Source organism: Enterobacter sp. Cy-643, assembly GCF_011752815.1.
Lineage (GTDB): Bacteria > Pseudomonadota > Gammaproteobacteria > Enterobacterales > Enterobacteriaceae > Cedecea.
This window is the reverse complement of the sequence record NZ_VWWV01000001.1, coordinates 787971-812116: the sequence shown is the minus strand read 5'-3', so window position 1 is coordinate 812116 and position 24146 is coordinate 787971. Positions and strand designations below refer to the sequence as shown.

Genomic DNA, 24146 nt, shown 5'->3' with positions numbered 1-24146 from the left:
TAGTTATGTCTTTTCACTCAACCAGGGCGCGATACTTCTCGCGCAGCGCGGTTTTATGTTGCTGCCATCTGTCGCGGTGAACGGAATCCTGAATAAAGGCCCAGCTAAAGGCGTTATCTGAACAACCGGCATCGGACACTTGCGCCAGCGGCTCCCGGCCAACGGCCATTTGCTCTACCGCGCTAAGTTCATGCAGGGCACAGGCCAGGCCAATCTGCCCCAGAAACAGTTCGGCATTGCCGCTTGCCAGGTTGCCATCGATAAAGTTCGCCACCCGGGCAAAGTACGTCTTCGCCAGTTCACCGCCCTCGGTGTAGATGAAACTGGCCTTAAATTCTTCCCAGAACGGAGCAGCGTCCCGCCAGGCAATCGTCAGTTCTTTATGATTCAGCGAGTCCAACAGCGGGGGAAGCGAGCCAATCACCAGGCTGTCTGCGTCAAGCATCAGGAGCGGGCCGTGGAATTTCTCCAGCGCGTGAGGCATAAACGCGAGCCGGCGGCTGGCGTAATGCACTTTGTGATTTTTGCTCGGGATGAAAATTTCGCTGCTGTGGGAAATAGCCAGTTCAGGGAACGCATTGCGCAGGCTGGCTACGTCGGTTTCCAGCTGGCTGTCGCTGTTATAAATATGAAAATGCACGTTTAGGCTGTCGCGGTTGGTGTCGTAAATTGACAGCAGCAGCGGCACGCCGTGCTCGTAGAAATAAGCCTTATCGCAGCCAATCACCGCCGTGGTTTTACCGTTTTGGGTCGGGTGTATCAGCCAGCGGTAGCGCGACGTATCCGCCTGCCTGCCCGGGTTGGCCAGCGGGCGAAAATCAATAAAGGAGTCAGGTATGCCGCCGAGTTTATAAATAGCGCAAACCACCATCACCAGCGTCAGCGGATCTTCGCCAATCAAATCTGAGTTCGAGGTAAGCTGTTGAATCACCACGTAAGCCTGATTGTAATCGTCTTCCATCAGGCAGATCAGCAGTAAAATTTTCAGCGCGACCTGCTCGTTTTCCAGCTCGGAGAGATTATTGGAAATCAGGAAGACGGCGGAATTGACTTCATTAATGCGAAACAGAATCTGGACGGCAGCAATCAGGAAGTTTTTATTTTGGCTCAGCTGCAGCGCCTCAACCACCCACTGCGTGACGGCCTGGGCTTTTTCAGCCTCAAAGGGCATCGGGTTGTTCAACGCCCCGTTAGCAAGAATAATGGCACGCATCAGCAACTTCAGCGCCCTCTCCTGCTCCGGGGGATAACCCGTTTGTGCCGCATTAATTTTTTCTTCAAGCGCGACGATATCCGTGCTGTGAAAAGTAAGCACCTCAGCCACCAGATGGGCGGGGAAGGCATCAGCTTCCGGCAAATATAGGGTACTCGTGTAAACATCACGATAAAGCTGCGGCATTAACCGGGTACGCTCGAAGGTATTCATTGATAATGTTGCCCTGTTTTTCCTCATCATCAGGATGAGTGAAATGCTAGCATCCGCCCCGTCAGCATAATGGCGTGAACAAAACCGAAATTAGTGGCCTTTCCGCCATATTGAGAACCGCCCTGCCGCTGCGTTTGCCCGGGTATAAAACAAAAAAAGGCTGCTGTTTCCAGCAACCTTTTTTGTACTTTTCTGCGAAATTAACGCAGCAGGGACAGCATAGACTGTGGAACCTGGTTTGCCTGGGACAGTACAGAAGTACCAGCCTGCTGCAGGATCTGCGCACGGCTCATGTTGGATACTTCGGTCGCGTAGTCAGCATCCTGGATACGGGACTGAGCAGCAGACAGGTTGTTGATAGAGTTGTTCAGGTTGTTGATGGTAGATTCGAAACGGTTCTGAATCGCACCCATGTTAGAACGAGCGGTATCAACTTTGTCGATTGCAGCTGCTGCAGCGTTGATAACAGCCTGTGCTGAGGAGTTATCGGTGATGTTGCCAGCCAGACCGCTGCTCAGGGACGCAGATTTAGCGTTGATCAGCGCGGTGCTGTCGATAGTGATAACGTCGTTAGCAGAAGTACCCGCACCAACCTGAATTTTCAGAGAGGTAGCAGAACCGTCCAGCAGGTTTTTACCGTTGAAGTTTGCACCACCGGCGATACGGTCGATTTCAGACAGACGCTGAGTGATTTCAGTGTTGATGGAGGTCAGGTCGCTGGTGCCGTTAGTGTCGTTTGCAGCCTGGGTAGCCAGCTCACGGATACGCTGTAAGTTGGTGTTGATTTCGTTCAGGTTGCCTTCTGCGGTCTGAACCAGAGAGATACCGTCGTTGGCGTTACGGCCAGCCTGAGTCATCCCTTTGATCTGAGAAGTCATACGGTTAGCAATCGCCTGACCAGCAGCATCGTCTTTAGCGCTGTTGATACGCAGACCGGAAGACAGACGCTCGATAGCAGTACCCAGAGAAGACTGAGATTTGTTCAGGTTGTTCTGAGTAGTCAGGGACAGCAGGTTAGTATTGATTACGGACATAGTATTAATTCCTTAAAAAATTGGGTTTAGGTTCGGTGCCTAACACTCACGGCGTCTCTCACCGTCAACAAGGTTATCGACGCCCTCTGTTCCAACTTTAGAATTAATCATAAAAAATTTTTAACTAACTGAATAAAAAGAAAATTAAAGTGGATATATTCTTTTTGGTTTTACTTACGTGAAGATTTAACCGTAATAACGTATATCAAAATACGCCCCACAAAATATTTCCTGCCAGGCGACTTAAGGCAAACCCGCTACTCTATTAATGAAGAACCTTTATCCCACAATCGACTTATAAGGCGGATTCCCACCCGGCTATTCGGCTGATTATTTTTTTTACGCGGGAGTAAACTTTTCGAGAAGTCCGCCGATAAGTAGTGAAACCACCAGCGACTTAAAGGAAGACATCAATGGCATCGATCTCTAGCCTTGGAGCAGGCACTTCCCTGAATCTCCAGGACACTTACGATAAGCTTTACACGGCAGAACAGACAAAGCTAAACATCTTTGATACGCAGACAAAAACTTATCAAGCTCAGTTTAGTGCCTTTGGCCAGTTGAAGAATGCGTTGTCCAGCCTCGAAACCGCCACTGCAGCGCTGACAAAATCCGGTGCCCTGCTTTCTACTTCCGTGAGCAGCACCAATACGGCGTTCAGCGCCACGACGACCAGTGATGCGCTGCTTGGCGATTACACGGTTAACGTAAAACAGGTTGCTAAAGCCCAAATGCTGACGACGGGCAGCATCGCCAGTAACACGGCGCAACAGGGGAATACAACCGGCGGCACGCGTACCGTGACCATTACTCAGCCGGGCACAAAAACGCCGCTGACGGTGACGCTGTCTGATTCAGATACCTCGTTAAACGGTATCGCCAAAGCAATTAACGCCGCTAACGGCAACGTGTCTGCCTCAGTGGTAAAAGCTAACGACGGCGACTATCGCCTGATGGTGTCTTCAAAGACCACAGGCACGCAGTCTGATATGACCATTACCGTGACCGGGGATGACAAGCTGCAGGCGCTGATTGGCTATGACTCAACCAGCAAAACTGGCGCGTTAACGGTACAAACGCCATCACAGAATGCACAGATGACGGTGAACGGGGTTGATATTGAGCGCCAAATTAACTCAATTTCGGATGCGATTCCGGGCGTGACCTTTAACCTGAAGGCGAAGAGCACCGCCGACGAAACGCTGAGCGTCACGCGTTCGACCGACGCCAGCAAAAAAGTGATTACCGACTGGGTTAAAGCCTACAACGCATTGCAGTCCACAATTGCTACCGTTACCAAATATGTAAAAGTTGATCCCGGTACGGCCCAGGACGGCAGCAACGGCGCCCTGGTAGGTGATAGCACCGTACGTGGTATCCAGGCAGACGTGCGCAGCATGCTGACCAACGTTCAAAGCGGCAGCTACGCGATCATGGCTCAGTTGGGTATCACCCAGGATCCGGTGCTGGCTCCGGACGGCTCAAGCCAGCTAAAAGTGGACGATACTAAGCTGACCCAGGCGCTGACCGATAACCCGCAGGGCGTGATCAACTACTTTGCCGGCGACGGTAAAACCACCGGTTTCGCGACCCAGTTAGATACGAAGCTGAACAACATGTTGAGCACCAGCTCAATCAACTCCGGCGTGATTAAAAATGCCCAAGATGGCATCAACAGTACGCTGAAAACGATTGGCGATCGCAGACAGGCGATGAGTGACAGCATTGACGCCACGATGGCGCGCTACAAGACGCAGTTTACCTCACTGGCAAGCCTTGTAAGCTCGATGACCAACATGGGGAACTATCTGGCGCAGCAATTCAACAAAAGCTAAGGATTTAATATGTACAAGAGTTCTGGTGTACAAGCCTATCAACAGGTCGGTCTGGAAAGCGCCGTCATGAGTGCCAGTCCACACCAGCTCGTGGTGATGTTGTTCGATGGGGCACTCAGTGCCCTGGTTCGGGCACGTCTGTTCCTTGAACAGGGGCAAATGCCGCAAAAGGGAGAGGCGCTCTCCAAAGCCATTAATATCATTGATAATGGACTAAAAGCAGGACTGAATATGGATATCGGAGGGGAACTGCCTGGTAACCTTGCGAATCTTTATGACTATATGGTGAGGCGCCTCCTGCACGCTAATTTGCGCAACGATGCAGAAGCGATTAGCGAAGTAGAGCGATTGCTCACCAATATTGCAGATGCATGGAAACAAATCGGCCCCTCTCCCTCTACACTTCAGGATGCTATCTGATGAATGATTTCATCTCATCCCTCAATGAGTGGTATGCCCTGCATGCGCTCAGCCAAACCATGCTTGACCTTGCTCACTCTGGACAATGGGATGAGCTGATAGAACAAGAAGTGAAATACGTTCAACTGGTAGAAGCGATTGCCAATAACCCGATTGCGCAGTCCAGCCAAAGAAGTCAGGAAGAAGCGAAGGCGCTGCTTGATATGATTCTCGCCAACGAAAATCAGATCAAAGGGCTGCTTAACAGCCGCCTGAGCGAGCTTCGCGACCTGATTGACCAGAGTGGCCGTCAGAAATCGCTAAACAACACCTACGGTTTTCTCTCCGGCAACGTGTTAACACCGAGCGATCTGAACCAGTAAACCTGCCGTATTTCGATTCTTATTCCATACTCCAGAGGTCAGCTAAATGACTTCTGGAGCACGGACAAGATGACGAACCCCACCCTGTTACAGTTTTTTCACTGGTATTCCCCCGGCGACGGAACGCTCTGGTCAGAAGTGGCCGACCGTGCGGCCAGCCTCAGCGACATTGGTATCAACATGGTCTGGCTTCCCCCGGCGTATAAAGGCAGCGCGGGCGGCTATTCGGTTGGCTACGACAGTTACGATCTCTTTGACCTCGGTGAGTTTGACCAGAAAGGTAGCATCGCCACCAAATATGGGGATAAAACACAGCTGCTGGCGGCCATAAAAGCCCTGCGGGATAACCATGTTTCGGTCCTGCTGGACGTTGTCGTCAATCATAAAATGGGCGCCGACGAAAAAGAACGCATCCGCGTCAACAGGGTTAACGCCGATAACCGCAACGATATCTCGCCTGAGGTTATCGACTGCGAGGCCTGGACCCGCTACACCTTCCCCGCCCGTGCCGGGCAATACTCGCAGTTTGTCTGGGACTACAAATGCTTCAGCGGCGTGGATCATATTGAAAACCCCGATGAAGACGGCATCTTCAAAATCGTCAATGACTACACCGGCGACGGCTGGAACGACCAGGTGGACGACGAGCTGGGGAATTTCGATTATCTGATGGGCGCCAATATCGACTTCCGCAACCATGCGGTGACCGAAGAGCTTAAATACTGGGCGCGCTGGGTGATGGCCCAGACGCAGTGCAACGGCTTCCGGCTCGATGCCGTCAAACACATCCCGGCCTGGTTTTATAAAGAGTGGATTGAGCACGTCCAGGACGTGGCGGAAACGCCGCTGTTTATCGTGGCGGAATATTGGTCTCACGAGGTGGACAAGCTGCAGGAGTATATTGCCCAGGTAGAAGGCAAAACAATGCTGTTTGACGCCCCGCTGCAGATGAAATTCCATGAAGCATCCCGGCTCGGGCGCGACTACGACATGAGCCAGATTTTCACCGGCACGCTGGTTGAGGCCGACCCGTTCCACGCCGTGACGCTGGTGGCTAACCACGACACTCAGCCGCTGCAGGCGCTTGAAGCTCCCGTAGAAGCCTGGTTTAAACCGCTGGCCTATGCGCTAATTCTGCTGCGCGAAAACGGCGTACCGTCGGTGTTCTACCCGGATCTTTTTGGCGCCAGCTACGACGATGAAGGCGGCGACGGCCAGAATTATCATATTGATATGCCGGTCATCGAACAGCTGGATGACCTGATTCATGCCCGAGAGCGCTTTGCCCACGGCATACAAACTCTATGGTTCGATCACCCCAACTGCATCGCTTTCAGCCGCAGCGGCACGGCAGAGGCTCCTGGCTGCGTGGTCATCATGTCCAACGGCGATGAGGGAGAGAAGACAATAGGCTTAGGCGAAAATTTCGCTGAGAAGAACTGGCGTGATTATCTTGGCAATCGCGAGGAAACGATTCACACCGATGCAAACGGCAGCGCAACCTTTACCTGTCACGGCGGCAGCGTTAGCGTTTGGGTGCTGGAAGATGTGCTCTGAATTTGAAATCTTTTGGGAGATCTCTTTAATCCGGGAGCTGTTCCGTTCACCCGTAGATCTGTTTTCCCTACACGTTTACTGCACGGTGAACGTGTCCGGGGGATTACGCCATCCCCCGAACAGCCCCGGCGCCCGGCGGGCTCATCGCCGCTGAAGCGGTAAACCCACCGGTTATCACCCAAACATTCGGGGTCGTTCGCGATGCGTTCCCGACGATCGCTCTCTTTCGCTGTTCCCGACAGCTCAACCCCGTCTGAGTTGGGTCATAACCGGGGGCGATGAGAGCCGGGGACAAATCTCCCCTCACCCCAGCCCTCTCCCCAAAGGGGCGAGGGAGAAAACAAAATCTACGGAAAACATTGTTTATTCCCTCTCCCTTCCAGGGAGAGGGTTAGGGTGAGGGTAAAAGAAGCAGAGACGTTGTGGCCGGGAGTCCGGGTTCTCAGGGGAATGACGGTGATTCCCCTGAGACGTTCACAAGCTCAGAAGCTACATAGGAATTTGGACTTGAAGTGAACGGAAGCTTAGCCGTTCCTCCATAGAACTTATTGGTCACTACAAGACAGCCCCAAAAAAGTAAGCGAATGAAATCGCAGCCACAGCGTTGAACTCCAGCCCTCTCACCTCTCTGGAGTGAGAGGCATTCTCCCTTAGCCTTTCGACAGTTCACTATCTAAAGGATGCTTAGCAAGAAAATCAGCGCATTCTGGCGTCAAACGGTCCACACGCTTCAGCGTCATCCCCGCATATTCCAGCGTCTGGCCGTTAAGCTCGATGGCGTAAATCTCACGCTTGACGGTGACGTTGCGCAAATCGCCAGACAGATGTGTCAGCTTGCCCGGTACCCCAATCACCCGCTGCCACTGACGGCAATCAAGGGTATCGCCTGCGGGCGTGACCACCAGCGAAGCAATCGCCTCCGGACTAACCAACGCGCTCTGCGGCCCGCTGGACTGCCAGTAGCCCGCCATGCCGGCCGGCGCTTCGGTACGCACTACCTGCTTATAATCTCTGACCTCGGTGCAGCCGCTCAGTGCCACCAGCGCCGCCAATACTAAAAGCTTCTTCATCGTCTATCCTGACTGCGGAGAAAAAATAATTCTGGCATTAAAGCCCGATGCCTGCCAGCAATTCCGTCCGGGGCATAAAAATTGATCCAGATTATTTTTTCATCTTTTCAGCCTGTTAAGCCCAAAAGATGCGCGTATGATTGCGCCTTCTTTTGCCCATAGCGGCACGTTCTTCTGAGTTCAGAGGCGAAAACAATGACCTGGCACTCCTTTAAACAACAATACCTGGTTACCTTCTGGAAACCGATGCCCGCGGTGATCGCGGCCGGGGTTCTCTCCACCTGGTACTTTGGTATCACCGGCACCTTTTGGGCCGTCACCGGCGAATTCACCCGCTGGGGCGGCCAGCTCCTGCAGCTGATGGGCATTCACGCAGAAGAATGGGGTTACTACAAGCTGATTCACCTCGACGGCAGCCCGCTGACCCGTATTGACGGCATGATGATCATCGGCATGTTTGGCGGCTGTTTCGCCGCTGCACTGTGGGCCAATAACGTCAAGCTTCGCCTGCCCCAGCACCGCATCCGCATCATTCAGGCCGTGCTCGGCGGGATCATCGCAGGCTTCGGCGCACGACTGGCCATGGGCTGTAACCTCGCGGCATTCTTTACCGGGATCCCCCAGTTTTCACTGCACGCCTGGTTCTTCGCCCTTGCCACCGCCATCGGCTGCTGGTTTGGCGCTCGCTTCACCCTGCTGCCGATGTTCCGCATTCCGGTCAAACTGCAAAAAGTCTCCGCCGCCTCCCCGCTCACCCAGCAGCCGGATCGCGCTAAGCGCCGCTTCCGCATGGGAATGCTGGTGTTTATCGGCATGATCGGTTGGGGCGGCTTTACCGCCATAAACCAGCCGAAACTCGGCCTCGCCATGCTGTTTGGCGTCGGTTTTGGGCTGCTTATCGAACGCGCGCAAATCTGTTTCACCTCTGCCTTTCGGGATATGTGGATCACCGGCCGTACCCATATGGCCAAAGCGATTATTCTGGGTATGGCGGCCAGCGCCATTGGCATCTTTAGCTATGTTCAGCTGGGCGTTGAGGCCAAAATCATGTGGGCGGGACCCAACGCCGTTATCGGCGGCCTGCTGTTTGGTTTTGGTATCGTGCTGGCCGGGGGCTGCGAAACGGGCTGGATGTACCGTGCGGTTGAGGGCCAGGTTCACTACTGGTGGGTGGGTCTCGGCAACGTGATTGGCTCTACGCTGCTGGCCTGGTTCTGGGATGATATTTCTCCGGCGCTGGCCACCAGCTGGAACAAAGTTAACCTGCTGGAGACCTTTGGGCCGCTGGGCGGGCTACTGGTGACCTACCTGATGCTGCTCGCCGCTTATTTGCTGATCGTCGGCTGGGAAAAACGCTTCTTTCGCCGTAAAAACCAGGCTATCGGCACGACAACAGGAGAAACCGCATGAGTCAGACTATCGTCCCTGATTACCGGCTGGATATGGTGGGTGAGCCCTGCCCTTATCCGGCTGTCGCCACGCTGGAGGCGATGCCGCAGCTGAAAAAAGGCGAGATCCTCGAAGTGGTCAGCGACTGCCCGCAGTCCATCAATAACATTCCGCTGGACGCCAAAAACCACGGCTACACGGTGTTGGATATTCAGCAGGACGGCCCCACCATTCGCTATCTTATTCAGCGTTAATCCTACAAGGGGCAAAACCGCCCCTTTTATCAACGAACCGGTTTTACCCACGCCCCGGAATCCAGCAGGAAACGCTCCGCGCTGGCAATCTTCTCTACCGCTCTTTCCCCATGTTTAGCCACCAGCATCGCCAGCAAACACTCGGCAATACCCATGGCCGACACGACGGAAGGAAAGAACGACGGACTGTGCGCGGAGAAATAAAGCGTGCTGGCGGCGTGCTCCGCGAGCGGGGAAAGTGGAGAGTCCGTCAGCGCAACAATTTTGCTTCCGGCCTGCCTGGCCGCGCCCAGCACGTCTAGCGACTCGCGCGAGTAAGGGGCGAATCCTATCATCAGCACGACATCTTTAGGCGTCAGCTCTCGGGTGAAGATTTCGTAATTGCTCGCCTGACCGTCAATAAGCGACACATTTTTATTAAACAGGCGATAGATATAAAACAGCGTGTAAGCCACCGAATAGCTGGCGCGAAAACCGCACACATAAACATGTTCGGCTGCATCCAGAACATCAACCGCCAGTTCCATTGCCTGAGGATTTTCAGTCCTGGTATGGGAAATATTTTTCGCATGGGCGTCAAACACTTCCTGATAGAGAGACGCCGCGCTGCCCTTGTCGACCAGCTTTTCGGCCCTCGCCTGATGGGTTTCATTATTCAGGCCAAGCTCCTGAATAAAAGCCGTTTTAAACTCCCGCCAGCCGACGTAGCCCAGGCGTTGAGCCAGGCGCAACAGCGTGGCGGGCTTGACGCCAATACGCGCGGCAAACGCCCGCATGGAAAGCGCAATTAACGCCTTCATATTATGCAGGCTCAACTCCGCGGCCCGCTGCAGCTCGGGGGTTAATGTCTCGTAATGCTCTGCTAACTTTTGTTGCGGGGTCATAGGCCGACAGGACGCTCCCATTTAGACCGGAAATCCTTGCCGGTATTTTTAAGGTATCGTCCTGATAGTGCAGTGAAATTACTTTAGACGTCAAACAAATAAGGGCATCAGACTGATAATTAGCGTTAAAACGCTATTTTACTTAACATACTAATGCTGTGAAAACGCGGACGGGCATCCATTAGCATCCACGGAAGACGCGGACAGAATGAAGAAAAGATTCAAGAATTAAGGCGGGATAAAACTAAAACTCAGAGCCAAATCGCCCGATCGCAGACGGGAGCAAATAACGTTTGCTCCGGCCTGAAATCAGTTAACTCATCAGCTCATGCACTACACCTGCATGTTCATCACTTCCTGGTAAGCTGCAACCAGCTTGTTGCGCACCTGAATGCCCATCGACAGTGAAACGGAGGATTTCTGCAAATCCACCATGACGTCGTTCAGCGCGACGCCTGGCGTGCCGAGAGCAAATTTCTCTGCCTGGGCACGCGCGGTGTTGGAGGTTTCGCTTATCCGTCCTAAAGCGGCCTGCAGCTCGCCGGCAAAACTTACCGTTGGCGCAGAGGCAGCCGAAGCTGCGGGATTGGTCGCCGACAGCGCGGTCGCCTGAAGTTGTTGCAGTACGCCCTCGATACCCTGAATAGCCATTTTTACGCCCCATGTGTATTAAGCCGAGGAAGATTACCACCTTGTCAATAGGATAAAGGCGTTAAATAGACGTAAAAAATAGAGCTAATTCAGCCATCGAAAATTCCTGAAACGAAAATAATGACACTGCCATCCATATGGAACTTTTGTCGTGTTTGTCGACCCGGGAGTCAGTCTTGTTCACTCATTACTCTAAAAATTCTGTCAACGCTAAGCCGCGAGGTGTGGAATGACCACTGCTGCTCAGGCGCAAACGCCGCAAAACAAGACACTTGAGTGGTTAAATCGCCTTCGTGCTAATCCCAGAATCCCGCTGATAGTGGGTGGTGCCGCCGCCGTTGCCGTGCTGGTAGCCCTGGTGCTTTGGGCAAAATCTCCCGATTACCGCGTGCTGTACAGCAACCTCGCCGATCAGGACGGGGGCGCGATTGTTACCCAGCTTCAACAAATGAATATTCCCTACCGCTTCTCAGACAACGGTAGCGCCATCATGGTCCCGGCAGACAACGTCTACGACCTGCGTCTGCGCCTCGCTCAGCAAGGCCTGCCTAAGGGCGGCGCCGTTGGCTTTGAGCTTCTGGATCAGGAAAAATTTGGTATCAGTCAGTTTAGCGAGCAGGTGAACTACCAGCGTGCGCTGGAAGGCGAACTGGCCCGCACCATTGAAACGCTTGGCCCGGTGAAGAATGCCCGCGTCCACCTCGCCATGCCAAAACCTTCCCTGTTTGTTCGTGAGCAAAAATCCCCTTCCGCCTCCGTTACCCTTAGCCTTGAGCCCGGCCGCGCGCTGGATGAAGGGCAAATTAATGCCGTGGTGCATATGGTTTCCAGCGCGGTGGCTGGTTTACCGCCGGGTAACGTCACGCTGGTCGATCAGGGTGGCCATCTGCTGACTCAGTCCAATAACGCGGGCCGCGACCTGAACGACGCCCAGCTCAAGTACGCCACTGACGTAGAGAGCCGCTACCAGCGCCGCATTGAATCTATCCTTGGCCCGATTGTCGGCAACGGCAACGTGCATGCTCAGGTCACCGCGCAGATCGATTTTGCCAACAAAGAACAAACCGAAGAGCAGTATCACCCTAATAGCGATCCGGCCCAGACCGCGATCCGCTCTCGCCAGCTGAACCAGACCTCTCAGGTCAACGGCCAGTTCCCGGGCGGCGTGCCGGGCGCGCTTTCCAACCAGCCTGCGCCGGCAAACACGGCACCCATTTCAACGCCGCCGCAGAACAACCAGGCTAATCAGCAGGCTAACAACGGCCAGCAGAACCAGACCAGCACTACCGGTCAGAACGGCAGCAGCAACACTTCGCGTGACGAAACCACCAACTATGAAGTGGACCGCACCATCCGTCACACCAAGCTGAACGTGGGGGATATTCAGCGTCTGTCCGTGGCCGTGGTAGTGAACTATCGCCAGCTTGCCGACGGGAAACCTTTACCGCTCACCGCAGACCAGATGAAGCAGATCGAGAACCTGACCCGTGAAGCGATGGGCTATTCCGAATCTCGCGGCGACACCCTGAACGTGGTCAACTCTCAGTTCACCGCCACCGAAGACGACAGCGGCAGCAGCCTGCCATTCTGGAAGTCTCCGGCCTTCTTCGACATGCTGCTCTCAGCGGGTCGCTGGCTAATTGTGCTGATTGTCGCCTGGCTGATATGGCGGAAAGCGATTCGTCCGCAGCTCACCCGCCGCGCGGAAATTCTGAAAGCCACGAACGAAGCTAAACAGAGCGCTAAAGCCGAAGAAGAAGCCGTGGCCGTTACGCTAAGCCGCGACGAGCAACAGCAGCAGCGTAAAGCTAACCAGCGCCTGAGCGCAGAAGTCATGAGTCAGCGAATTCGTGATATGTCCGACAACGATCCTCGCGTAGTTGCGCTGGTGATCCGCCAATGGATGAGTACTGAAATATGAGTATGACCGGAACCGAAAAGAGCGCCATCCTGCTGATGACCATTGGCGAAGACCGCGCCGCCGAGGTGTTCAAACACCTCAGCCCGCGTGAAGTGCAGCATTTAAGTGCGGCGATGGCGAACACCCATCAGATCTCGAACAAACTGCTGACCGAAGTGCTGGCGGAATTTGAGCAGGAAGCGGAACAGTTCGCGGCGCTGAGCATCAACGCCAACGACTACCTGCGCACTGTGCTTATCAAAGCGCTGGGCGAAGAGCGTGCCTCCAGCCTGCTGGAAGACATTCTCGAAACTCGCGATACCACCAGCGGCATCGAAACGCTCAACTTTATGGAGCCGCAGAGCGCCGCCGATCTTATTCGCGACGAACACCCGCAGATCATTGCCACCATTCTGGTTCACCTCAAGCGCGGCCAGGCGGCGGATATTCTGGCCCTGTTCGACGAACGTCTGCGCAACGACGTCATGCTGCGTATCGCCACCTTTGGCGGTGTTCAGCCGGCCGCGCTGGCAGAACTGACCGAAGTGCTGAACAACCTGCTCGACGGCCAGAATCTCAAGCGCAGCAAAATGGGCGGCGTGAGAACGGCAGCGGAAATCATCAACCTGATGAAAACCCAGCAGGAAGAAGCCGTTATTACCGCCGTGCGCGACTTCGACGGCGAACTGGCGCAGAAAATCATCGACGAGATGTTCCTGTTCGAAAACCTCGTGGCCGTCGACGACCGCAGCATTCAGCGTCTTCTGCAGGAAGTGGAGTCCGAATCTCTGCTTATCGCCCTCAAAGGTGCAGAACAGGCGCTGCGCGAGAAGTTCCTGCGCAATATGTCCCAGCGTGCTGCGGACATCCTGCGCGACGACCTTGCCAACCGTGGCCCGGTGCGTCTGTCGCAGGTGGAAAACGAACAGAAAGCTATCCTGCTTATCGTGCGTCGTCTGGCGGAGACCGGCGAGATGGTGATCGGCACCAGCGAGGATACCTATGTCTAATACGCTGCCATGGAAACGCTGGACGCCTGAAGATCTCGCCTTCCCTACGCCGGTGTTCGAAGAGATTGTCATGCCGGAAGCCGCAGCGGAGCAGGAAGAGCCGGAGAGCGAGCCGGACCTCCAGCAAACGCTGGCGATGATGCAGGCTCAGGCCCGTGAACAGGGCCACAGCGCGGGCTTTGCCGCCGGACACGATCAGGGCGTAGAAGAAGGCCGTAAAGCGGGCTTCCAGCAAGGGCTTGAGCAGGGCATCAATGAAGCCCGTCAGCAGCAGGCACCGGTGCACGCCCGCATGCAGCAGCTGGTGAGCGAGTTCCAGTACACGCTGGACGCGCTGGACAGCGTGATCGCTTCCCGCCTGATGCAAATGGCGCTGGAGGCCGCGCGGCAGGTGATTGGCCAGACGCCTGCCGTGGATAACAACGCGCTGATCAAACAGATTCAGGGCCTGCTGATGCAGGAACCGCTGTTTAGCGGCAAGCCGCAGCTGCGCGTCCACCCGGATGATTTGCAGCGGGTAGAAGAAATGCTGGGCGCCACGCTAAGCCTGCACGGCTGGCGTTTACGCGGCGACCCAAGCCTGCACCAGGGCGGCTGCAAAGTCTCCGCCGATGAGGGCGATCTCGACGCCAGCGTGGCAACCCGCTGGCAAGAACTTTGCCGTCTGGCCGCGCCGGGAGTGCTCTGATGACCGCGCGCCTGACCCGCTGGCTGAACACGCTCGATAATTTTGAAGCGCGGATGGTCGAGCTACCGTCCGTGCGTCGCTATGGCCGCCTGACGCGCGCCACTGGCCTGGTCCTTGAAGCCACCGGCCTGCAGCTGCCGCTGGGGGCGACCTGCATCATCGAGCAGCACGACCGCGAAGTCGAATGTGAAGTCGTGGGCTTCAACGGCCACAAACTGTTTCTGATGCCGCTGGAAGAAGTGGAAGGCATTCTACCCGGCGCCAGGGTTTATGCCCGTTCGGCAACGCCGGAAGGTCTGCATAGCGGTAAAAAGTTGCCGCTCGGACCCGCCCTGCTTGGCCGCGTACTGGACGGCAGCGGCCGCCCGCTCGACGGGCTGCCTTCGCCGGATACCGGCCTGACTGGCGCGCTCGGCGCGGCGCCGTTTAACCCGCTGCAGCGTACGGCCATTGAACATGTCCTCGACGTTGGAGTACGCCCGATTAACGCCCTGCTAACCGTCGGTCGCGGCCAGCGTATGGGCCTGTTTGCAGGCTCCGGCGTCGGTAAAAGCGTCCTGCTGGGCATGATGGCGCGTTACACCCAGGCCGACGTGATCGTCGTGGGCCTGATTGGCGAGCGTGGGCGCGAAGTAAAAGATTTTATCGAGAACATTCTTGGTGCCGAAGGCCGCGCGCGTTCGGTAGTGATTGCCGCTCCGGCGGACGTTTCCCCGCTGCTGCGTATGCAGGGTGCTGCCTACGCGACCAGGATCGCCGAAGATTTCCGCGATCGCGGCCAGCACGTGCTGCTGATTATGGATTCACTGACGCGTTACGCCATGGCACAGCGTGAAATCGCCCTCGCCATTGGCGAACCTCCGGCGACCAAAGGCTATCCGCCTTCGGTGTTTGCCAAGCTCCCGGCGCTGGTTGAGCGCGCGGGGAACGGCATTCACGGCGGCGGCTCGATTACCGCGTTTTATACCGTACTCACCGAAGGCGACGATCAGCAGGACCCGATCGCCGACTCCGCGCGAGCCATTCTTGACGGCCACATTGTGCTGTCCCGCCGCCTGGCAGAAGCGGGCCACTATCCGGCCATCGACATCGAAGCTTCTATCAGCCGTGCCATGACATCGTTGATTACCGAGCAACATTACGCCCGGGTACGTCGTTTCAAACAGTTATTATCCAGCTTCCAGCGCAACCGTGATTTGGTGAGCGTGGGGGCTTACGCCAAAGGCAGCGATCCGATGCTCGATAAGGCCATTGAACTGTGGCCGCATCTTGAAGCCTTCCTGCAACAAGGCATTTTTGAACGCGCAAACTGGGAAGAAGCCAGCCTCGCACTGGAGACGCTTTTCCCCACGGTTTGATGAGAGGTGACCATGAACCAAAACAGCGCACTGGATACTTTGCGTGAACTCGCCGCCCAGGAAGTGGAAAAAGCGGCGATTCGTTTAGGGGAGATGCGCCGGGGTTGCCAGCAGGCAGAAGAGCAACTCAACATGCTGATTAACTATCAGTTTGAATACAGCAATAGCCTGAATGACAACATGAGCCAGGGGATTGCCAGCAACCGCTGGCAGAACTACCAGCAGTTTATACGCACGCTGGAAAAAGCCATCGAACAGCACCGCCAGCAGCTGATGCAGTGGACCAATAAAGTGGATCAGGCATTGGGCGCATGGCAGGAAAAACAAAAGCGCCTGCAGGCATGGCAAACCCTGCAGGACAGAAAGGCAGCGGAGCTGTTGCTCGCGCAGAACAAGCTCGATCAGAAACAGATGGATGAATACGCCCAGCGGGCCACTTTGAGGAAAGGTGAATGATCACATTGCCAAAAATTCTGTTAAACACCGGGGCCGATACCGCTGCAGCCGGGGATGCAAAAGGCGCGGACGGCAAAAGCTTCGGTGAAGATTTCCTGGCCCTGCTTGGCAAAGCGTTGCCGGGTAACGTTGCTTTAGAGGACGGCAAATCGCTGCCTTTGAGCGCGGCGTTAAGCAAAGCTGCCGCGGCCAATGCGGCCAAAGGTGATACCAAAGACGGCCAGGCAGCTCTCGCTGAACTGCTGAACTCACCGGAGCAACCTGAAGCGCTTTCCGCCCTGCTCACTTCTCTGGGCAAAACAGAAGCGGATGATAAGCCAGAGGCGGCGCTGAAAGACGCCAAAACCGATAAGCCCCTGAGCGACGCGGAGCTGCAAACGCTCGGCGCGCTGTTGGCGATGCTGCCTCAGCCCGTGACCGCGGCACAGCCCGTGGCGCTAGCTAAAACGGCTACCGACACGGCATCGCTGTCCGCCCTGACCTCTGCGGCAGGTAATACCGCAGGCCAAAACACTGCGGACAGCCTGCTGCCTGCTGGCGGCAGCGCGAAGAAAGCCGCCCCGGTGGGCGCCACGCTTGCGGACAGTAAATCTGCCGCTGCCAACGCGCCGGCAGTAGCCCAGCCGCAGGGGGATGACAAAGCTCAACTGGTCGCCAGCAACACGCCTGACAGTCGCGATAACGCGGCTCCACAGGCAAATAACACCGCCCCAGTGACGGCGCAGATAACCCCGGCCATCAGCAGCGCCACCGTCGCAACCCCAACCACAACGCATATCGCCACCCCAACGGCGCCAACGATCAGCGCCCAGTTGGGAAGCCATGAGTGGCAACAGCAGATTTCTCAGCACGTTACGCTGTTTACTCGTCAGGGCCAGCACAGTGCCGAGCTGAGATTGCACCCGGAAGATCTCGGTCAGGTGCAAATTAGTCTAAAACTAGAAGATAACCAGGCACAGCTGCAGATGATGTCACCGCACAGTCACGTGCGGGCCGCGCTTGAAGCCGCACTGCCGTCACTGCGTACTGCGCTGGCGGAAAGCGGTATCCAGCTAGGCCAGAGCAACATCAGCAGCGAAAGCTTTGCCCAGCAGCAGTCCGGCCAGCAGCAACAGCAGCAAAGCGCCCGTAGCGGGGAGCGTTTCTCCCTCGGCGGCAATGACGCCGAGCCGCTGCCGGTGGCCGATAGCCTGCAGCGGCTGGCAAGCAGCAACGGCGCGGTGGATATTTTTGCCTGAGCCCTGTGAAAGGGTAAACGCCAGAGCTAGCGACAATAAACGTGTGTTTTCCGGGCTTTGACCGCCCGGAGACACGGGATAATTGCTATTCAGCAGTACCGATACAGGAATAAAGCGTTCAATGACTGATACCGCTATCACGAAAGGCCGTAAACGCGCCATCTGGGTGCCGATACTGGTTCTTATCACACTCGCCGCGTGCGCCACCGCAGGCTATAGCTACTGGCGCATGCAGCAAACGCCAGCCACAGCCCAGGCAAAAACGCCTGAGCCACCGCCTGCGCCAGTGTTCTTCGCTCTGGATACGTTTACCGTCAATCTGGGTGATGCGGATCGCGTGTTGTACATCGGCGTCACGCTGCGTTTGAAAGATGAAGCGACCCGCCAGCGCCTGAGCGAATTCCTGCCGGAAGTCCGCAGCCGTCTGTTGCTGCTGTTCTCTCGCCAGGACGCCAATCAGCTTGCCACCGATGCCGGCAAGCAGAAGCTGGTGGAAGCGATTAAAACTACTCTGGCGCCGCCTCTGGTCGCCGGGCAACCTCAACAGGTAGTCAGCGACGTGCTGTATACCGCCTTTATTTTGCGGTAAGTCCATGGGCGACAGTATTCTTTCTCAGGCCGAAATTGATGCGCTGTTAAACGGCGACAGTGAGAATAGCGACGAGCCGAAGGCCGGGGCGCCGGGCGAATCCGATATTCGTCCCTATGACCCGAATACCCAGCGTCGCGTAGTGCGCGAGCGCCTACAGGCGCTGGAAATTATTAACGAGCGTTTTTCTCGTCAGTTCCGTATGGGGCTGTTTAACCTGTTGCGTCGTAGCCCGGACATCACCGTCGGGGCCATCCGTATCCAGCCGTACCACGAGTTTGCCCGCAACCTGCCGGTGCCAACGAACCTGAACCTGATTCACCTGAAGCCGCTGCGCGGCACCGGGCTGTTCGTGTTTTCACCCAGCCTGGTGTTTATTGCGGTAGATAACCTGTTTGGCGGGGATGGTCGCTTCCCAACGAAAGTGGAAGGCCGGGAGTTTACCCACACCGAACAGCGCGTGATCAACCGCATGCTGAAGCTGGCGCTGGAATCCTACAGCGACGCGTGGAAGGCAATTTATCCGCTGGACGTGGAATACGTTCGTTCAGAAATGCAGGTCAAATTTACCAATATCACCACGTCGCCTAACGACATCGTGGTTAACACCCCGTTCCACGTCGAAATTGGCAACCTGACCGGGGAGTTCAACATCTGCCTGCCGTTCAGCATGATTGAACCGCTGCGCGAGCTGCTGGTGAACCCTCCGCTGGAGAACTCCCGTCAGGAAGATCAAAGCTGGCGCGACACCCTGGTGCGCCAGGTGCAGCATTCCGAGCTGGAATTGGTGGCGAATTTCGCCGATATCCCGCTGCGGTTATCCCAAATCCTAAAACTGAAACCTGGCGATGTGCTGCCCATCGAAAAGCCAGATCGTATTATCGCGCACGTGGACGGCGTACCGGTTCTGACCAGCCAGTACGGCACCATTAACGGCCAGTATGCCCTGCGCGTAGAACATTTGATCAACCCGATATTGAATTCGCTGAATGAGGAACAGCCCAAATGAGTGATATTAATCAACCGTCCGATGACAATGCAGGCTCAGTGGACGATCTGTGGGCTGATGCGTTAAACGAGCAGAAAAGTTCCGGGAAAAGTACCGCGGATAACGTATTCCGCGCGCTGGAAGGCAATGACATTGCCGGTAACGTGCAGGATATCGACCTGATCATGGACATTCCGGTCAAGCTGACCGTTGAACTGGGCCGTACCCGCATGACCATCAAAGAGCTGCTGCGCCTGACGCAGGGTTCCGTGGTGGCACTTGACGGGCTGGCCGGCGAGCCGCTGGATATTCTGATCAACGGTTATCTCATTGCTCAAGGGGAAGTGGTTGTCGTCGCCGACAAATACGGCGTGCGTATCACCGACATCATCACCCCATCAGAACGTATGCGTCGCCTGAGCCGCTAAATGACAACCCAGGCCACCGTCACTCAGCCCAGCGTCAACGCCAGCTCGCCGCTTGTACAGGTCAGCGGAGCGTTGGCCGGTATTGTTATTTTTATTCTGGTGGCCGCGTGGCTGGCAAAGCGCTTTGGTTTTCACGGAGCGGGCGTCGGCGCAAAGAAGTCGCTGAACATTAGCGCCAGCGTGAGCGTAGGCCCGCGCGAGCGCGTGGTGGTGGTGGACGTCGAGGACGCTCGTCTGGTCCTCGGCGTCACCGCCAGCCAAATCACGCACCTGCACACGCTGCCTCCTGCGCCGGTCACGGATGCTGTTGAAAAAGCCCCTGCGCCTACCGATTTCCAGAAACTGATGAAGAACCTGCTTAAACGTAACGGGAAAGATTGATGAAACGTTTGCTGACGCTCTCGTTACCGGGCCTATTTCTGCTCCTCCCTGCGGCTGCCTTTGCGCAATTACCGGGCCTGATAAGCCAGCCCCTTGCCAACGGCGGGCAGAGCTGGTCCCTGCCGGTGCAGACGCTGGTCTTTATTACCTCCCTGACCTTCCTGCCGGCCATTTTGCTGATGATGACCAGCTTTACGCGCATCATTATCGTTTTTGGCCTGCTGCGTAACGCCCTGGGCACGCCGTCCGCGCCGCCTAACCAGGTGCTGGTCGGCCTGGCGCTATTTTTGACCTTTTTTATTATGTCGCCGGTGTTCGACAAAATTTATACCGACGCTTACCAGCCCTTCAGCGAAGACAAGATCTCGATGGAAGTGGCGATGGATAAAGGCGCTCAGCCGCTGCGCGAATTTATGCTCCGCCAGACCCGTGAAGCCGATCTGGCGCTGTTCGCACGCCTCGCGAATACCCAGCCGCTGCAGGGACCGGAAGCCGTGCCGATGCGTATTCTGCTGCCTGCCTATGTCACCAGCGAGCTGAAAACCGCGTTCCAGATTGGTTTTACCGTATTTATTCCATTCCTGATTATCGACCTCGTGATCGCCAGCGTCCTGATGGCGCTCGGGATGATGATGGTTCCCCCCGCGACAATTGCCCTGCCCTTTAAGCTGATGCTTTTCGTGCTGGTCGACGGCTGGCAGCTGTTGGTGGGTTCATTGGCGCAAAGTTTTTACAGCTAGCGGAGAAAGAAAATGACGCCAGAATCGGTCATGATGATGGGCACCGAAGCGATGAAGGTGGCCCTTGCCCTTGCGGCACCGCTGCTGCTGGTGGCGCTGATAAGCGGCCTGGTCATTAGCCTGCTGCAGGCGGCCACGCAGATCAACGAAATGACGCTGTCGTTTATTCCAAAAATTCTGGCCGTATTTGTGACTATTGTCATTGCCGGGCCGTGGATGCTTAACCTGCTGCTAGATTACATGCGTTCCCTGCTGACTAATCTGCCGAACACCATTGGATGATCCACGTTGACAGCACCCAGTGGCTTAACTGGCTGAGTCTCTATTTCTGGCCGCTGCTGCGCGTGCTGGCGCTGATCATGACCGCCCCCATTCTGAGCGAGCGCTCGATTCCCAAGCGGGTTAAGCTTGGTCTCGGGCTGATGATCACCTTCATCATCGCACCTTCCCTGCCTGCAACCGGCGTGACGATTTTTTCCGCCGCGGGTTTCTGGCTGGCAATACAACAAATTCTTATCGGTGTGGCGCTGGGATTTACGATGCAGTTCGCTTTTGCTGCCGTGCGTACCGCCGGGGAAATTGTGGGCCTGCAAATGGGACTTTCGTTCGCAACCTTCTTCGATCCCGGCAGCCGCCTCAATATGCCGGTTCTGGCTCGTTTTCTTGATATTCTGGCGATGCTGCTGTTCCTGACCTTTAACGGCCATTTATGGCTTATTTCGATGCTGGTCGATACTTTTCATACCCTGCCCATCGGCGGAGAACCGATCAACAGCAACGCATTTATGGCGCTGACCCGGGCGGGCGGCCTGATCTTTCTCAACGGCCTGATGCTGGCCCTGCCGTTAATCACGTTGTTACTGACGCTTAACGTTGCACTAGGTCTGTTAAATCGTATGGCTCCCCAGCTATCGGTATTTGTTATCGGTTTCCCCGTCACCTTATCTATCGGCATGCTCATTTTTATGGTAATGATGCCGCTTATCGCCCCCTTTACCGAACATTTATTCGGCGAGATTTTTGATCTGCTCGCGGATATAGTCAGTGAAATTCCCACAAATTAATACCCTTAATTTCCATGATGCCTCTCTGAGGATATTCCTAAAAAAATATGTTAATAACATCCGCCAAGATATATCTGGCGCGGAATATAAGTTTTTACCTTGCTCACAATACGCAACATTCACTTTACTTTAAGAACATTCCTGGCAAATTATAGGCAACTTTCCGGGATAGTGATTTCGCCTTTTAAATTATTAATAATGGTTACCCATAAATAATTAGAACTGCGGAAAATGCGGCGGACTGGCTTTGCCCTGGGACTGACATTGTCACTCGCGGTACAAAACCAGTACAGCTTTCAATCTGCGCTCCTGATTATTACGGGTATAACGCGCTTAGTGAGGGTTTGCTATGTCAACGATTATTATGGACTTATGCAGCTATACCCGGCTGGGGCTTGTCGGCTACTTAGCCAGCCGCGGGGTTAGAAAACGGCATATTGCAGATGTAGAAACGGTAGAACAGCTGGCACAGGCATGCCAGTCGCAGACACCCAGCGTGGTGTTTATTAACGAAGACTGTTTTATTCATGACCCGGAAAGTAGTCAGAGAATTAAGCAGATCATTAATCAACACCCAGGGACGCTATTTTTAGTCTTTATGGCAATTGCTAATATTCACTTTGATGAATATCTTCTGGTCAGAGAAAATCTGCTGATCAGTTCGAAATCCATCAAGCCAGAATCTTTAGACGATATTTTAGCTGAATACTTAGCAAAAAATGCACAATGTATTGGACATATTAATTTGCCGACACTTTCTCTTAGTCGCACAGAGTCCAGCATGTTAAAAATGTGGATGTCCGGGCAGGGAACGATTCAAATCTCTGATCAAATGAACATCAAGGCAAAAACCGTTTCGTCGCATAAAGGAAATATTAAACGCAAAATCAAGACCCATAACAAGCAGGTGATATATCATGTAGTTCGCCTGACCGACAACGTCACCAACGGTATTTTTGTTAACCTCCGGTAGCTTACTTCCGCTGCATCCCTACGCCGCTTTGGCCGCAGTATTTAATCTCTGACGCCCGTCAGAGATTAAATACAAGTTAAACGACACTCTTTCCTGTAACAAAACCGCAACCTTTGCTAAAAAAAACAGAAAAATCTCACTAGACTTACGTCGCACAAGTATTCATGGAGAGATTTATTGCTATGGTAGCCGTTATCATTCTTGGCGTTTTTATTATCAGCGTCTTCTACGCTCATTCCCGCGGTGTCGAAAAACAGAAGTTTTCCCGCCAGCTTTTTGACCACTCGACCTTTATGGCCCCGGTCAATATGTTTATGACGCGTTTCTCACGCCTGCCGCCTAAACAGCCTTATTTTCCAACCAGTGACTTTCCTGAACTGCAAAAACTGACGGATAACTGGGAAGTCATTCGTGACGAAGCGTTACGCCTGCAGGGTCATATCAAAGCGGCAGAAAGCCACAATGATGCGGGGTTTAACACGTTCTTTAAACGGGGCTGGAAGCGTTTTTACCTGAAGTGGTACAGCGATGCGCATCCGTCAGCGCATGAGCTTTGCCCGATCACCACCCAGCTGGTCAGTGAAATCCCCTCCGTTAAAGCGGCGATGTTCGCCGAACTCCCGGCAGGATCGTACCTCGGCAAGCACCGGGACCCGTATGCCGGATCGGTGCGCTACCATCTTGGCCTTGCCACGCCCAACGACGACCGCTGTTTTATCGAAGTGGATAGACAGCGCCACAGCTGGCGCGACGGTGAAGCCGTGATTTTTGACGAAACCTATGTGCACTGGGCGGAAAACAAGAGCGAACAGACGCGTATCATTCTGTTCTGCGACATTGAACGCCCGATGAAATGGCGCTGGGCTCAGGCTGTGAACCATTGGGTAGGCACCACGCTGATGTCAGCCGCCAGCTCGCCAAACAGCGACAGCGACCGTACCGGCGGGCTGAACCGCATTTTCAAGTATGTTCATGCGCTGCGCGACAGCGGGCAAAACCTGAAGAAGAGAAACCGGAAACTGTATTACGCGATGAAATATTCGGTGATTACGGTGATTTTTGCGGCGATTATTGTGCCCAGCGTGGTGTAAAGATTGCCCCTCCCCCTTTCCCCGAAGGCGAGGGAACAGCCCAGCGTTCACCTGATAGATTTCCCCCTCTCCCTTCCGGGGAGAGGGCCGGGATGAGGGTCATACACCCTTTACCCTACTCCTCGCGCTCCACAAAAATCCCGTCCGGATGGCCTGATTCATTGAAGAACCAGATCCCCAGCGGATAATCCTCCAGCGACACAAGATACATCGTCCCTTCGTTAAACGGCTCCACCGCCAGAACGACGCCCGAACGCCGGGGGCCGCCATCGGTTTTAACGGTCACCCGATCATTGATTTTCATGGTTATTTCCTCCAGAGATATTGCTTGCCATTGTAGATCAAAAAACCCTTAAACGC

General features: G+C 54.9%; 27 protein-coding genes. 21 read left to right on the top strand and 6 right to left on the bottom strand.

Features of this window, described 5'->3' with window-relative positions; all coding sequences use genetic code 11:
- Nucleotides 1–13 precede the first annotated feature (13 nt).
- Both F3J29_RS03790 and F3J29_RS03785 read right to left on the bottom strand, forming a co-directional pair.
- Complete coding sequence (locus F3J29_RS03790) at nucleotides 14–1426, bottom strand: hypothetical protein (protein ID WP_166863154.1); 1413 nt, start codon at nucleotides 1424–1426, stop codon at nucleotides 14–16.
- Between the two features lie 200 nt (nucleotides 1427–1626).
- Nucleotides 1627–2460 carry a flagellin N-terminal helical domain-containing protein gene (locus F3J29_RS03785; protein ID WP_166863152.1) on the bottom strand — a complete coding sequence of 278 codons (834 nt, stop codon included), beginning with the start codon at nucleotides 2458–2460 and terminating at the stop codon, nucleotides 1627–1629.
- A 413-nt stretch (nucleotides 2461–2873) separates the two neighbouring features.
- Between F3J29_RS03785 and fliD the strand changes: the two genes are divergently transcribed.
- The 4 genes from fliD (at nucleotide 2874) to amyA (ending at nucleotide 6634) form a co-directional block, all read left to right on the top strand.
- Entirely contained in the window at nucleotides 2874–4295 is a 1422-nt protein-coding gene (fliD, locus tag F3J29_RS03780; RefSeq protein WP_286175135.1) for a flagellar filament capping protein FliD, read from the top strand.
- Between the two features lie 9 nt (nucleotides 4296–4304).
- Nucleotides 4305–4715 (top strand): flagellar export chaperone FliS, encoded by a 411-nt coding sequence (gene fliS, locus F3J29_RS03775; protein WP_166863150.1) that lies wholly within the window; start codon nucleotides 4305–4307, stop codon nucleotides 4713–4715.
- Entirely contained in the window at nucleotides 4715–5077 is a 363-nt protein-coding gene (gene fliT / locus F3J29_RS03770; RefSeq protein ID WP_039294732.1) for a flagella biosynthesis regulatory protein FliT, read from the top strand. The genes fliS and fliT overlap by 1 nt, the downstream gene beginning before the upstream one ends.
- Nucleotides 5078–5146: 69 nt before the next feature.
- Nucleotides 5147–6634 (top strand): alpha-amylase, encoded by a 1488-nt coding sequence (amyA, locus tag F3J29_RS03765; RefSeq protein WP_166863148.1) that lies wholly within the window; start codon nucleotides 5147–5149, stop codon nucleotides 6632–6634.
- A 650-nt stretch (nucleotides 6635–7284) separates the two neighbouring features.
- Here the strand turns inward: amyA and yedD are convergent.
- On the bottom strand, nucleotides 7285–7704 hold the full coding sequence (gene yedD / locus F3J29_RS03760; RefSeq protein WP_166863146.1) for a lipoprotein YedD: 420 nt from the start codon (nucleotides 7702–7704) through the stop codon (nucleotides 7285–7287).
- 195 nt (nucleotides 7705–7899) lie between these two features.
- Here yedD and yedE point away from each other — a divergent pair, with 195 nt between their 5' ends.
- Both yedE and yedF read left to right on the top strand, forming a co-directional pair.
- Complete coding sequence (gene yedE, locus F3J29_RS03755) at nucleotides 7900–9114, top strand: selenium metabolism membrane protein YedE/FdhT (protein WP_166863144.1); 1215 nt, start codon at nucleotides 7900–7902, stop codon at nucleotides 9112–9114.
- Entirely contained in the window at nucleotides 9111–9347 is a 237-nt protein-coding gene (gene yedF, locus F3J29_RS03750; protein WP_045782999.1) for a sulfurtransferase-like selenium metabolism protein YedF, read from the top strand. The genes yedE and yedF overlap by 4 nt, the downstream gene beginning before the upstream one ends.
- 29 nt (nucleotides 9348–9376) lie before the next feature.
- Here yedF and F3J29_RS03745 read toward each other — a convergent pair whose 3' ends face one another.
- Nucleotides 9377–10231, bottom strand: coding sequence for a MurR/RpiR family transcriptional regulator (locus F3J29_RS03745; protein WP_166863142.1), 855 nt, complete (start codon nucleotides 10229–10231; stop codon nucleotides 9377–9379).
- Nucleotides 10232–10564: 333 nt separating this feature from the next.
- Nucleotides 10565–10882, bottom strand: coding sequence for a flagellar hook-basal body complex protein FliE (gene fliE, locus F3J29_RS03740; RefSeq protein ID WP_166863140.1), 318 nt, complete (start codon nucleotides 10880–10882; stop codon nucleotides 10565–10567).
- Between the two features lie 229 nt (nucleotides 10883–11111).
- Here fliE and fliF point away from each other — a divergent pair, with 229 nt between their 5' ends.
- The 15 genes from fliF to lpxO all read left to right on the top strand — a co-directional run bounded on the left by fliF (nucleotide 11112) and on the right by lpxO (nucleotide 23786).
- Complete coding sequence (gene fliF / locus F3J29_RS03735) at nucleotides 11112–12803, top strand: flagellar basal-body MS-ring/collar protein FliF (protein WP_166863138.1); 1692 nt, start codon at nucleotides 11112–11114, stop codon at nucleotides 12801–12803.
- Nucleotides 12800–13792 carry a flagellar motor switch protein FliG gene (gene fliG / locus F3J29_RS03730; RefSeq protein WP_166863136.1) on the top strand — a complete coding sequence of 331 codons (993 nt, stop codon included), beginning with the start codon at nucleotides 12800–12802 and terminating at the stop codon, nucleotides 13790–13792. Before fliF ends, fliG begins: the two co-directional genes overlap by 4 nt.
- Nucleotides 13785–14480, top strand: coding sequence for a flagellar assembly protein FliH (gene fliH / locus F3J29_RS03725; RefSeq protein ID WP_166863134.1), 696 nt, complete (start codon nucleotides 13785–13787; stop codon nucleotides 14478–14480). The genes fliG and fliH overlap by 8 nt, the downstream gene beginning before the upstream one ends.
- Entirely contained in the window at nucleotides 14480–15838 is a 1359-nt protein-coding gene (gene fliI, locus F3J29_RS03720; RefSeq protein ID WP_166863132.1) for a flagellar protein export ATPase FliI, read from the top strand. The genes fliH and fliI overlap by 1 nt, the downstream gene beginning before the upstream one ends.
- 12 nt (nucleotides 15839–15850) lie before the next feature.
- Nucleotides 15851–16294 (top strand): flagellar export protein FliJ, encoded by a 444-nt coding sequence (gene fliJ, locus F3J29_RS03715; protein ID WP_166863130.1) that lies wholly within the window; start codon nucleotides 15851–15853, stop codon nucleotides 16292–16294.
- A complete protein-coding gene (locus F3J29_RS03710) occupies nucleotides 16291–17532 on the top strand; it encodes a flagellar hook-length control protein FliK (protein WP_166863128.1) in 1242 nt (413 codons plus the stop codon). Before fliJ ends, F3J29_RS03710 begins: the two co-directional genes overlap by 4 nt.
- A gap of 121 nt (nucleotides 17533–17653) precedes the next feature.
- The gene (gene fliL / locus F3J29_RS03705; RefSeq protein WP_008458135.1) at nucleotides 17654–18121 is read left to right on the top strand and encodes a flagellar basal body-associated protein FliL; all 468 of its coding nucleotides are present in this window, start codon (nucleotides 17654–17656) and stop codon (nucleotides 18119–18121) included.
- 4 nt (nucleotides 18122–18125) lie between these two features.
- Nucleotides 18126–19130, top strand: coding sequence for a flagellar motor switch protein FliM (gene fliM / locus F3J29_RS03700; protein ID WP_166863126.1), 1005 nt, complete (start codon nucleotides 18126–18128; stop codon nucleotides 19128–19130).
- Nucleotides 19127–19537 (top strand): flagellar motor switch protein FliN, encoded by a 411-nt coding sequence (gene fliN / locus F3J29_RS03695; RefSeq protein WP_008458131.1) that lies wholly within the window; start codon nucleotides 19127–19129, stop codon nucleotides 19535–19537. The genes fliM and fliN overlap by 4 nt, the downstream gene beginning before the upstream one ends.
- Entirely contained in the window at nucleotides 19538–19918 is a 381-nt protein-coding gene (fliO, locus tag F3J29_RS03690) for a flagellar biosynthetic protein FliO (RefSeq protein WP_166863124.1), read from the top strand.
- Nucleotides 19918–20658, top strand: a complete 741-nt coding sequence (fliP, locus tag F3J29_RS03685) for a flagellar type III secretion system pore protein FliP (protein ID WP_008458126.1) — start codon at nucleotides 19918–19920, stop codon at nucleotides 20656–20658. Before fliO ends, fliP begins: the two co-directional genes overlap by 1 nt.
- Before the next feature lie 12 nt (nucleotides 20659–20670).
- Complete coding sequence (gene fliQ, locus F3J29_RS03680; RefSeq protein WP_008458124.1) at nucleotides 20671–20940, top strand: flagellar biosynthesis protein FliQ; 270 nt, start codon at nucleotides 20671–20673, stop codon at nucleotides 20938–20940.
- Complete coding sequence (fliR, locus tag F3J29_RS03675; protein ID WP_166863122.1) at nucleotides 20937–21722, top strand: flagellar biosynthetic protein FliR; 786 nt, start codon at nucleotides 20937–20939, stop codon at nucleotides 21720–21722. Before fliQ ends, fliR begins: the two co-directional genes overlap by 4 nt.
- Nucleotides 21723–22071: 349 nt before the next feature.
- Nucleotides 22072–22695: a transcriptional regulator RcsA gene (gene rcsA / locus F3J29_RS03670; protein ID WP_166863120.1), complete on the top strand. Its 624-nt coding sequence runs from the start codon at nucleotides 22072–22074 to the stop codon at nucleotides 22693–22695.
- A gap of 182 nt (nucleotides 22696–22877) precedes the next feature.
- Complete coding sequence (gene lpxO, locus F3J29_RS03665) at nucleotides 22878–23786, top strand: lipid A hydroxylase LpxO (RefSeq protein ID WP_166863118.1); 909 nt, start codon at nucleotides 22878–22880, stop codon at nucleotides 23784–23786.
- 115 nt (nucleotides 23787–23901) lie between these two features.
- Here the strand turns inward: lpxO and dsrB are convergent, their stop codons facing one another.
- Nucleotides 23902–24090 (bottom strand): protein DsrB, encoded by a 189-nt coding sequence (dsrB, locus tag F3J29_RS03660; protein WP_166863116.1) that lies wholly within the window; start codon nucleotides 24088–24090, stop codon nucleotides 23902–23904.
- Nucleotides 24091–24146 lie beyond the last annotated feature (56 nt).

What these genes read in the sequence shown, in the direction of transcription:
- fliE (WP_166863140.1), bottom strand. Translation starts at nt 10,882, where the DNA reads ATGGCTATTCAGGGTATCGAGGGCGTACTGCAACAACTTCAGGCGACC.
- fliM (WP_166863126.1), top strand. Translation starts at nt 18,126, where the DNA reads ATGGGCGACAGTATTCTTTCTCAGGCCGAAATTGATGCGCTGTTAAAC.
- fliL (WP_008458135.1), top strand. Translation starts at nt 17,654, where the DNA reads ATGACTGATACCGCTATCACGAAAGGCCGTAAACGCGCCATCTGGGTG.
- yedE (WP_166863144.1), top strand. Translation starts at nt 7,900, where the DNA reads ATGACCTGGCACTCCTTTAAACAACAATACCTGGTTACCTTCTGGAAA.
- amyA (WP_166863148.1), top strand. Translation starts at nt 5,147, where the DNA reads ATGACGAACCCCACCCTGTTACAGTTTTTTCACTGGTATTCCCCCGGC.
- F3J29_RS03710 (WP_166863128.1), top strand. Translation starts at nt 16,291, where the DNA reads ATGATCACATTGCCAAAAATTCTGTTAAACACCGGGGCCGATACCGCT.
- fliQ (WP_008458124.1), top strand. Translation starts at nt 20,671, where the DNA reads ATGACGCCAGAATCGGTCATGATGATGGGCACCGAAGCGATGAAGGTG.
- fliO (WP_166863124.1), top strand. Translation starts at nt 19,538, where the DNA reads ATGACAACCCAGGCCACCGTCACTCAGCCCAGCGTCAACGCCAGCTCG.
- fliJ (WP_166863130.1), top strand. Translation starts at nt 15,851, where the DNA reads ATGAACCAAAACAGCGCACTGGATACTTTGCGTGAACTCGCCGCCCAG.
- lpxO (WP_166863118.1), top strand. Translation starts at nt 22,878, where the DNA reads ATGGTAGCCGTTATCATTCTTGGCGTTTTTATTATCAGCGTCTTCTAC.
- F3J29_RS03790 (WP_166863154.1), bottom strand. Translation starts at nt 1,426, where the DNA reads ATGAATACCTTCGAGCGTACCCGGTTAATGCCGCAGCTTTATCGTGAT.
- fliI (WP_166863132.1), top strand. Translation starts at nt 14,480, where the DNA reads ATGACCGCGCGCCTGACCCGCTGGCTGAACACGCTCGATAATTTTGAA.
- fliD (WP_286175135.1), top strand. Translation starts at nt 2,874, where the DNA reads ATGGCATCGATCTCTAGCCTTGGAGCAGGCACTTCCCTGAATCTCCAG.
- fliN (WP_008458131.1), top strand. Translation starts at nt 19,127, where the DNA reads ATGAGTGATATTAATCAACCGTCCGATGACAATGCAGGCTCAGTGGAC.
- fliS (WP_166863150.1), top strand. Translation starts at nt 4,305, where the DNA reads ATGTACAAGAGTTCTGGTGTACAAGCCTATCAACAGGTCGGTCTGGAA.
- yedD (WP_166863146.1), bottom strand. Translation starts at nt 7,704, where the DNA reads ATGAAGAAGCTTTTAGTATTGGCGGCGCTGGTGGCACTGAGCGGCTGC.
- dsrB (WP_166863116.1), bottom strand. Translation starts at nt 24,090, where the DNA reads ATGAAAATCAATGATCGGGTGACCGTTAAAACCGATGGCGGCCCCCGG.
- fliT (WP_039294732.1), top strand. Translation starts at nt 4,715, where the DNA reads ATGAATGATTTCATCTCATCCCTCAATGAGTGGTATGCCCTGCATGCG.
- F3J29_RS03745 (WP_166863142.1), bottom strand. Translation starts at nt 10,231, where the DNA reads ATGACCCCGCAACAAAAGTTAGCAGAGCATTACGAGACATTAACCCCC.
- yedF (WP_045782999.1), top strand. Translation starts at nt 9,111, where the DNA reads ATGAGTCAGACTATCGTCCCTGATTACCGGCTGGATATGGTGGGTGAG.
- fliR (WP_166863122.1), top strand. Translation starts at nt 20,937, where the DNA reads ATGATCCACGTTGACAGCACCCAGTGGCTTAACTGGCTGAGTCTCTAT.
- fliP (WP_008458126.1), top strand. Translation starts at nt 19,918, where the DNA reads ATGAAACGTTTGCTGACGCTCTCGTTACCGGGCCTATTTCTGCTCCTC.
- F3J29_RS03785 (WP_166863152.1), bottom strand. Translation starts at nt 2,460, where the DNA reads ATGTCCGTAATCAATACTAACCTGCTGTCCCTGACTACTCAGAACAAC.
- fliF (WP_166863138.1), top strand. Translation starts at nt 11,112, where the DNA reads ATGACCACTGCTGCTCAGGCGCAAACGCCGCAAAACAAGACACTTGAG.
- rcsA (WP_166863120.1), top strand. Translation starts at nt 22,072, where the DNA reads ATGTCAACGATTATTATGGACTTATGCAGCTATACCCGGCTGGGGCTT.
- fliH (WP_166863134.1), top strand. Translation starts at nt 13,785, where the DNA reads ATGTCTAATACGCTGCCATGGAAACGCTGGACGCCTGAAGATCTCGCC.
- fliG (WP_166863136.1), top strand. Translation starts at nt 12,800, where the DNA reads ATGAGTATGACCGGAACCGAAAAGAGCGCCATCCTGCTGATGACCATT.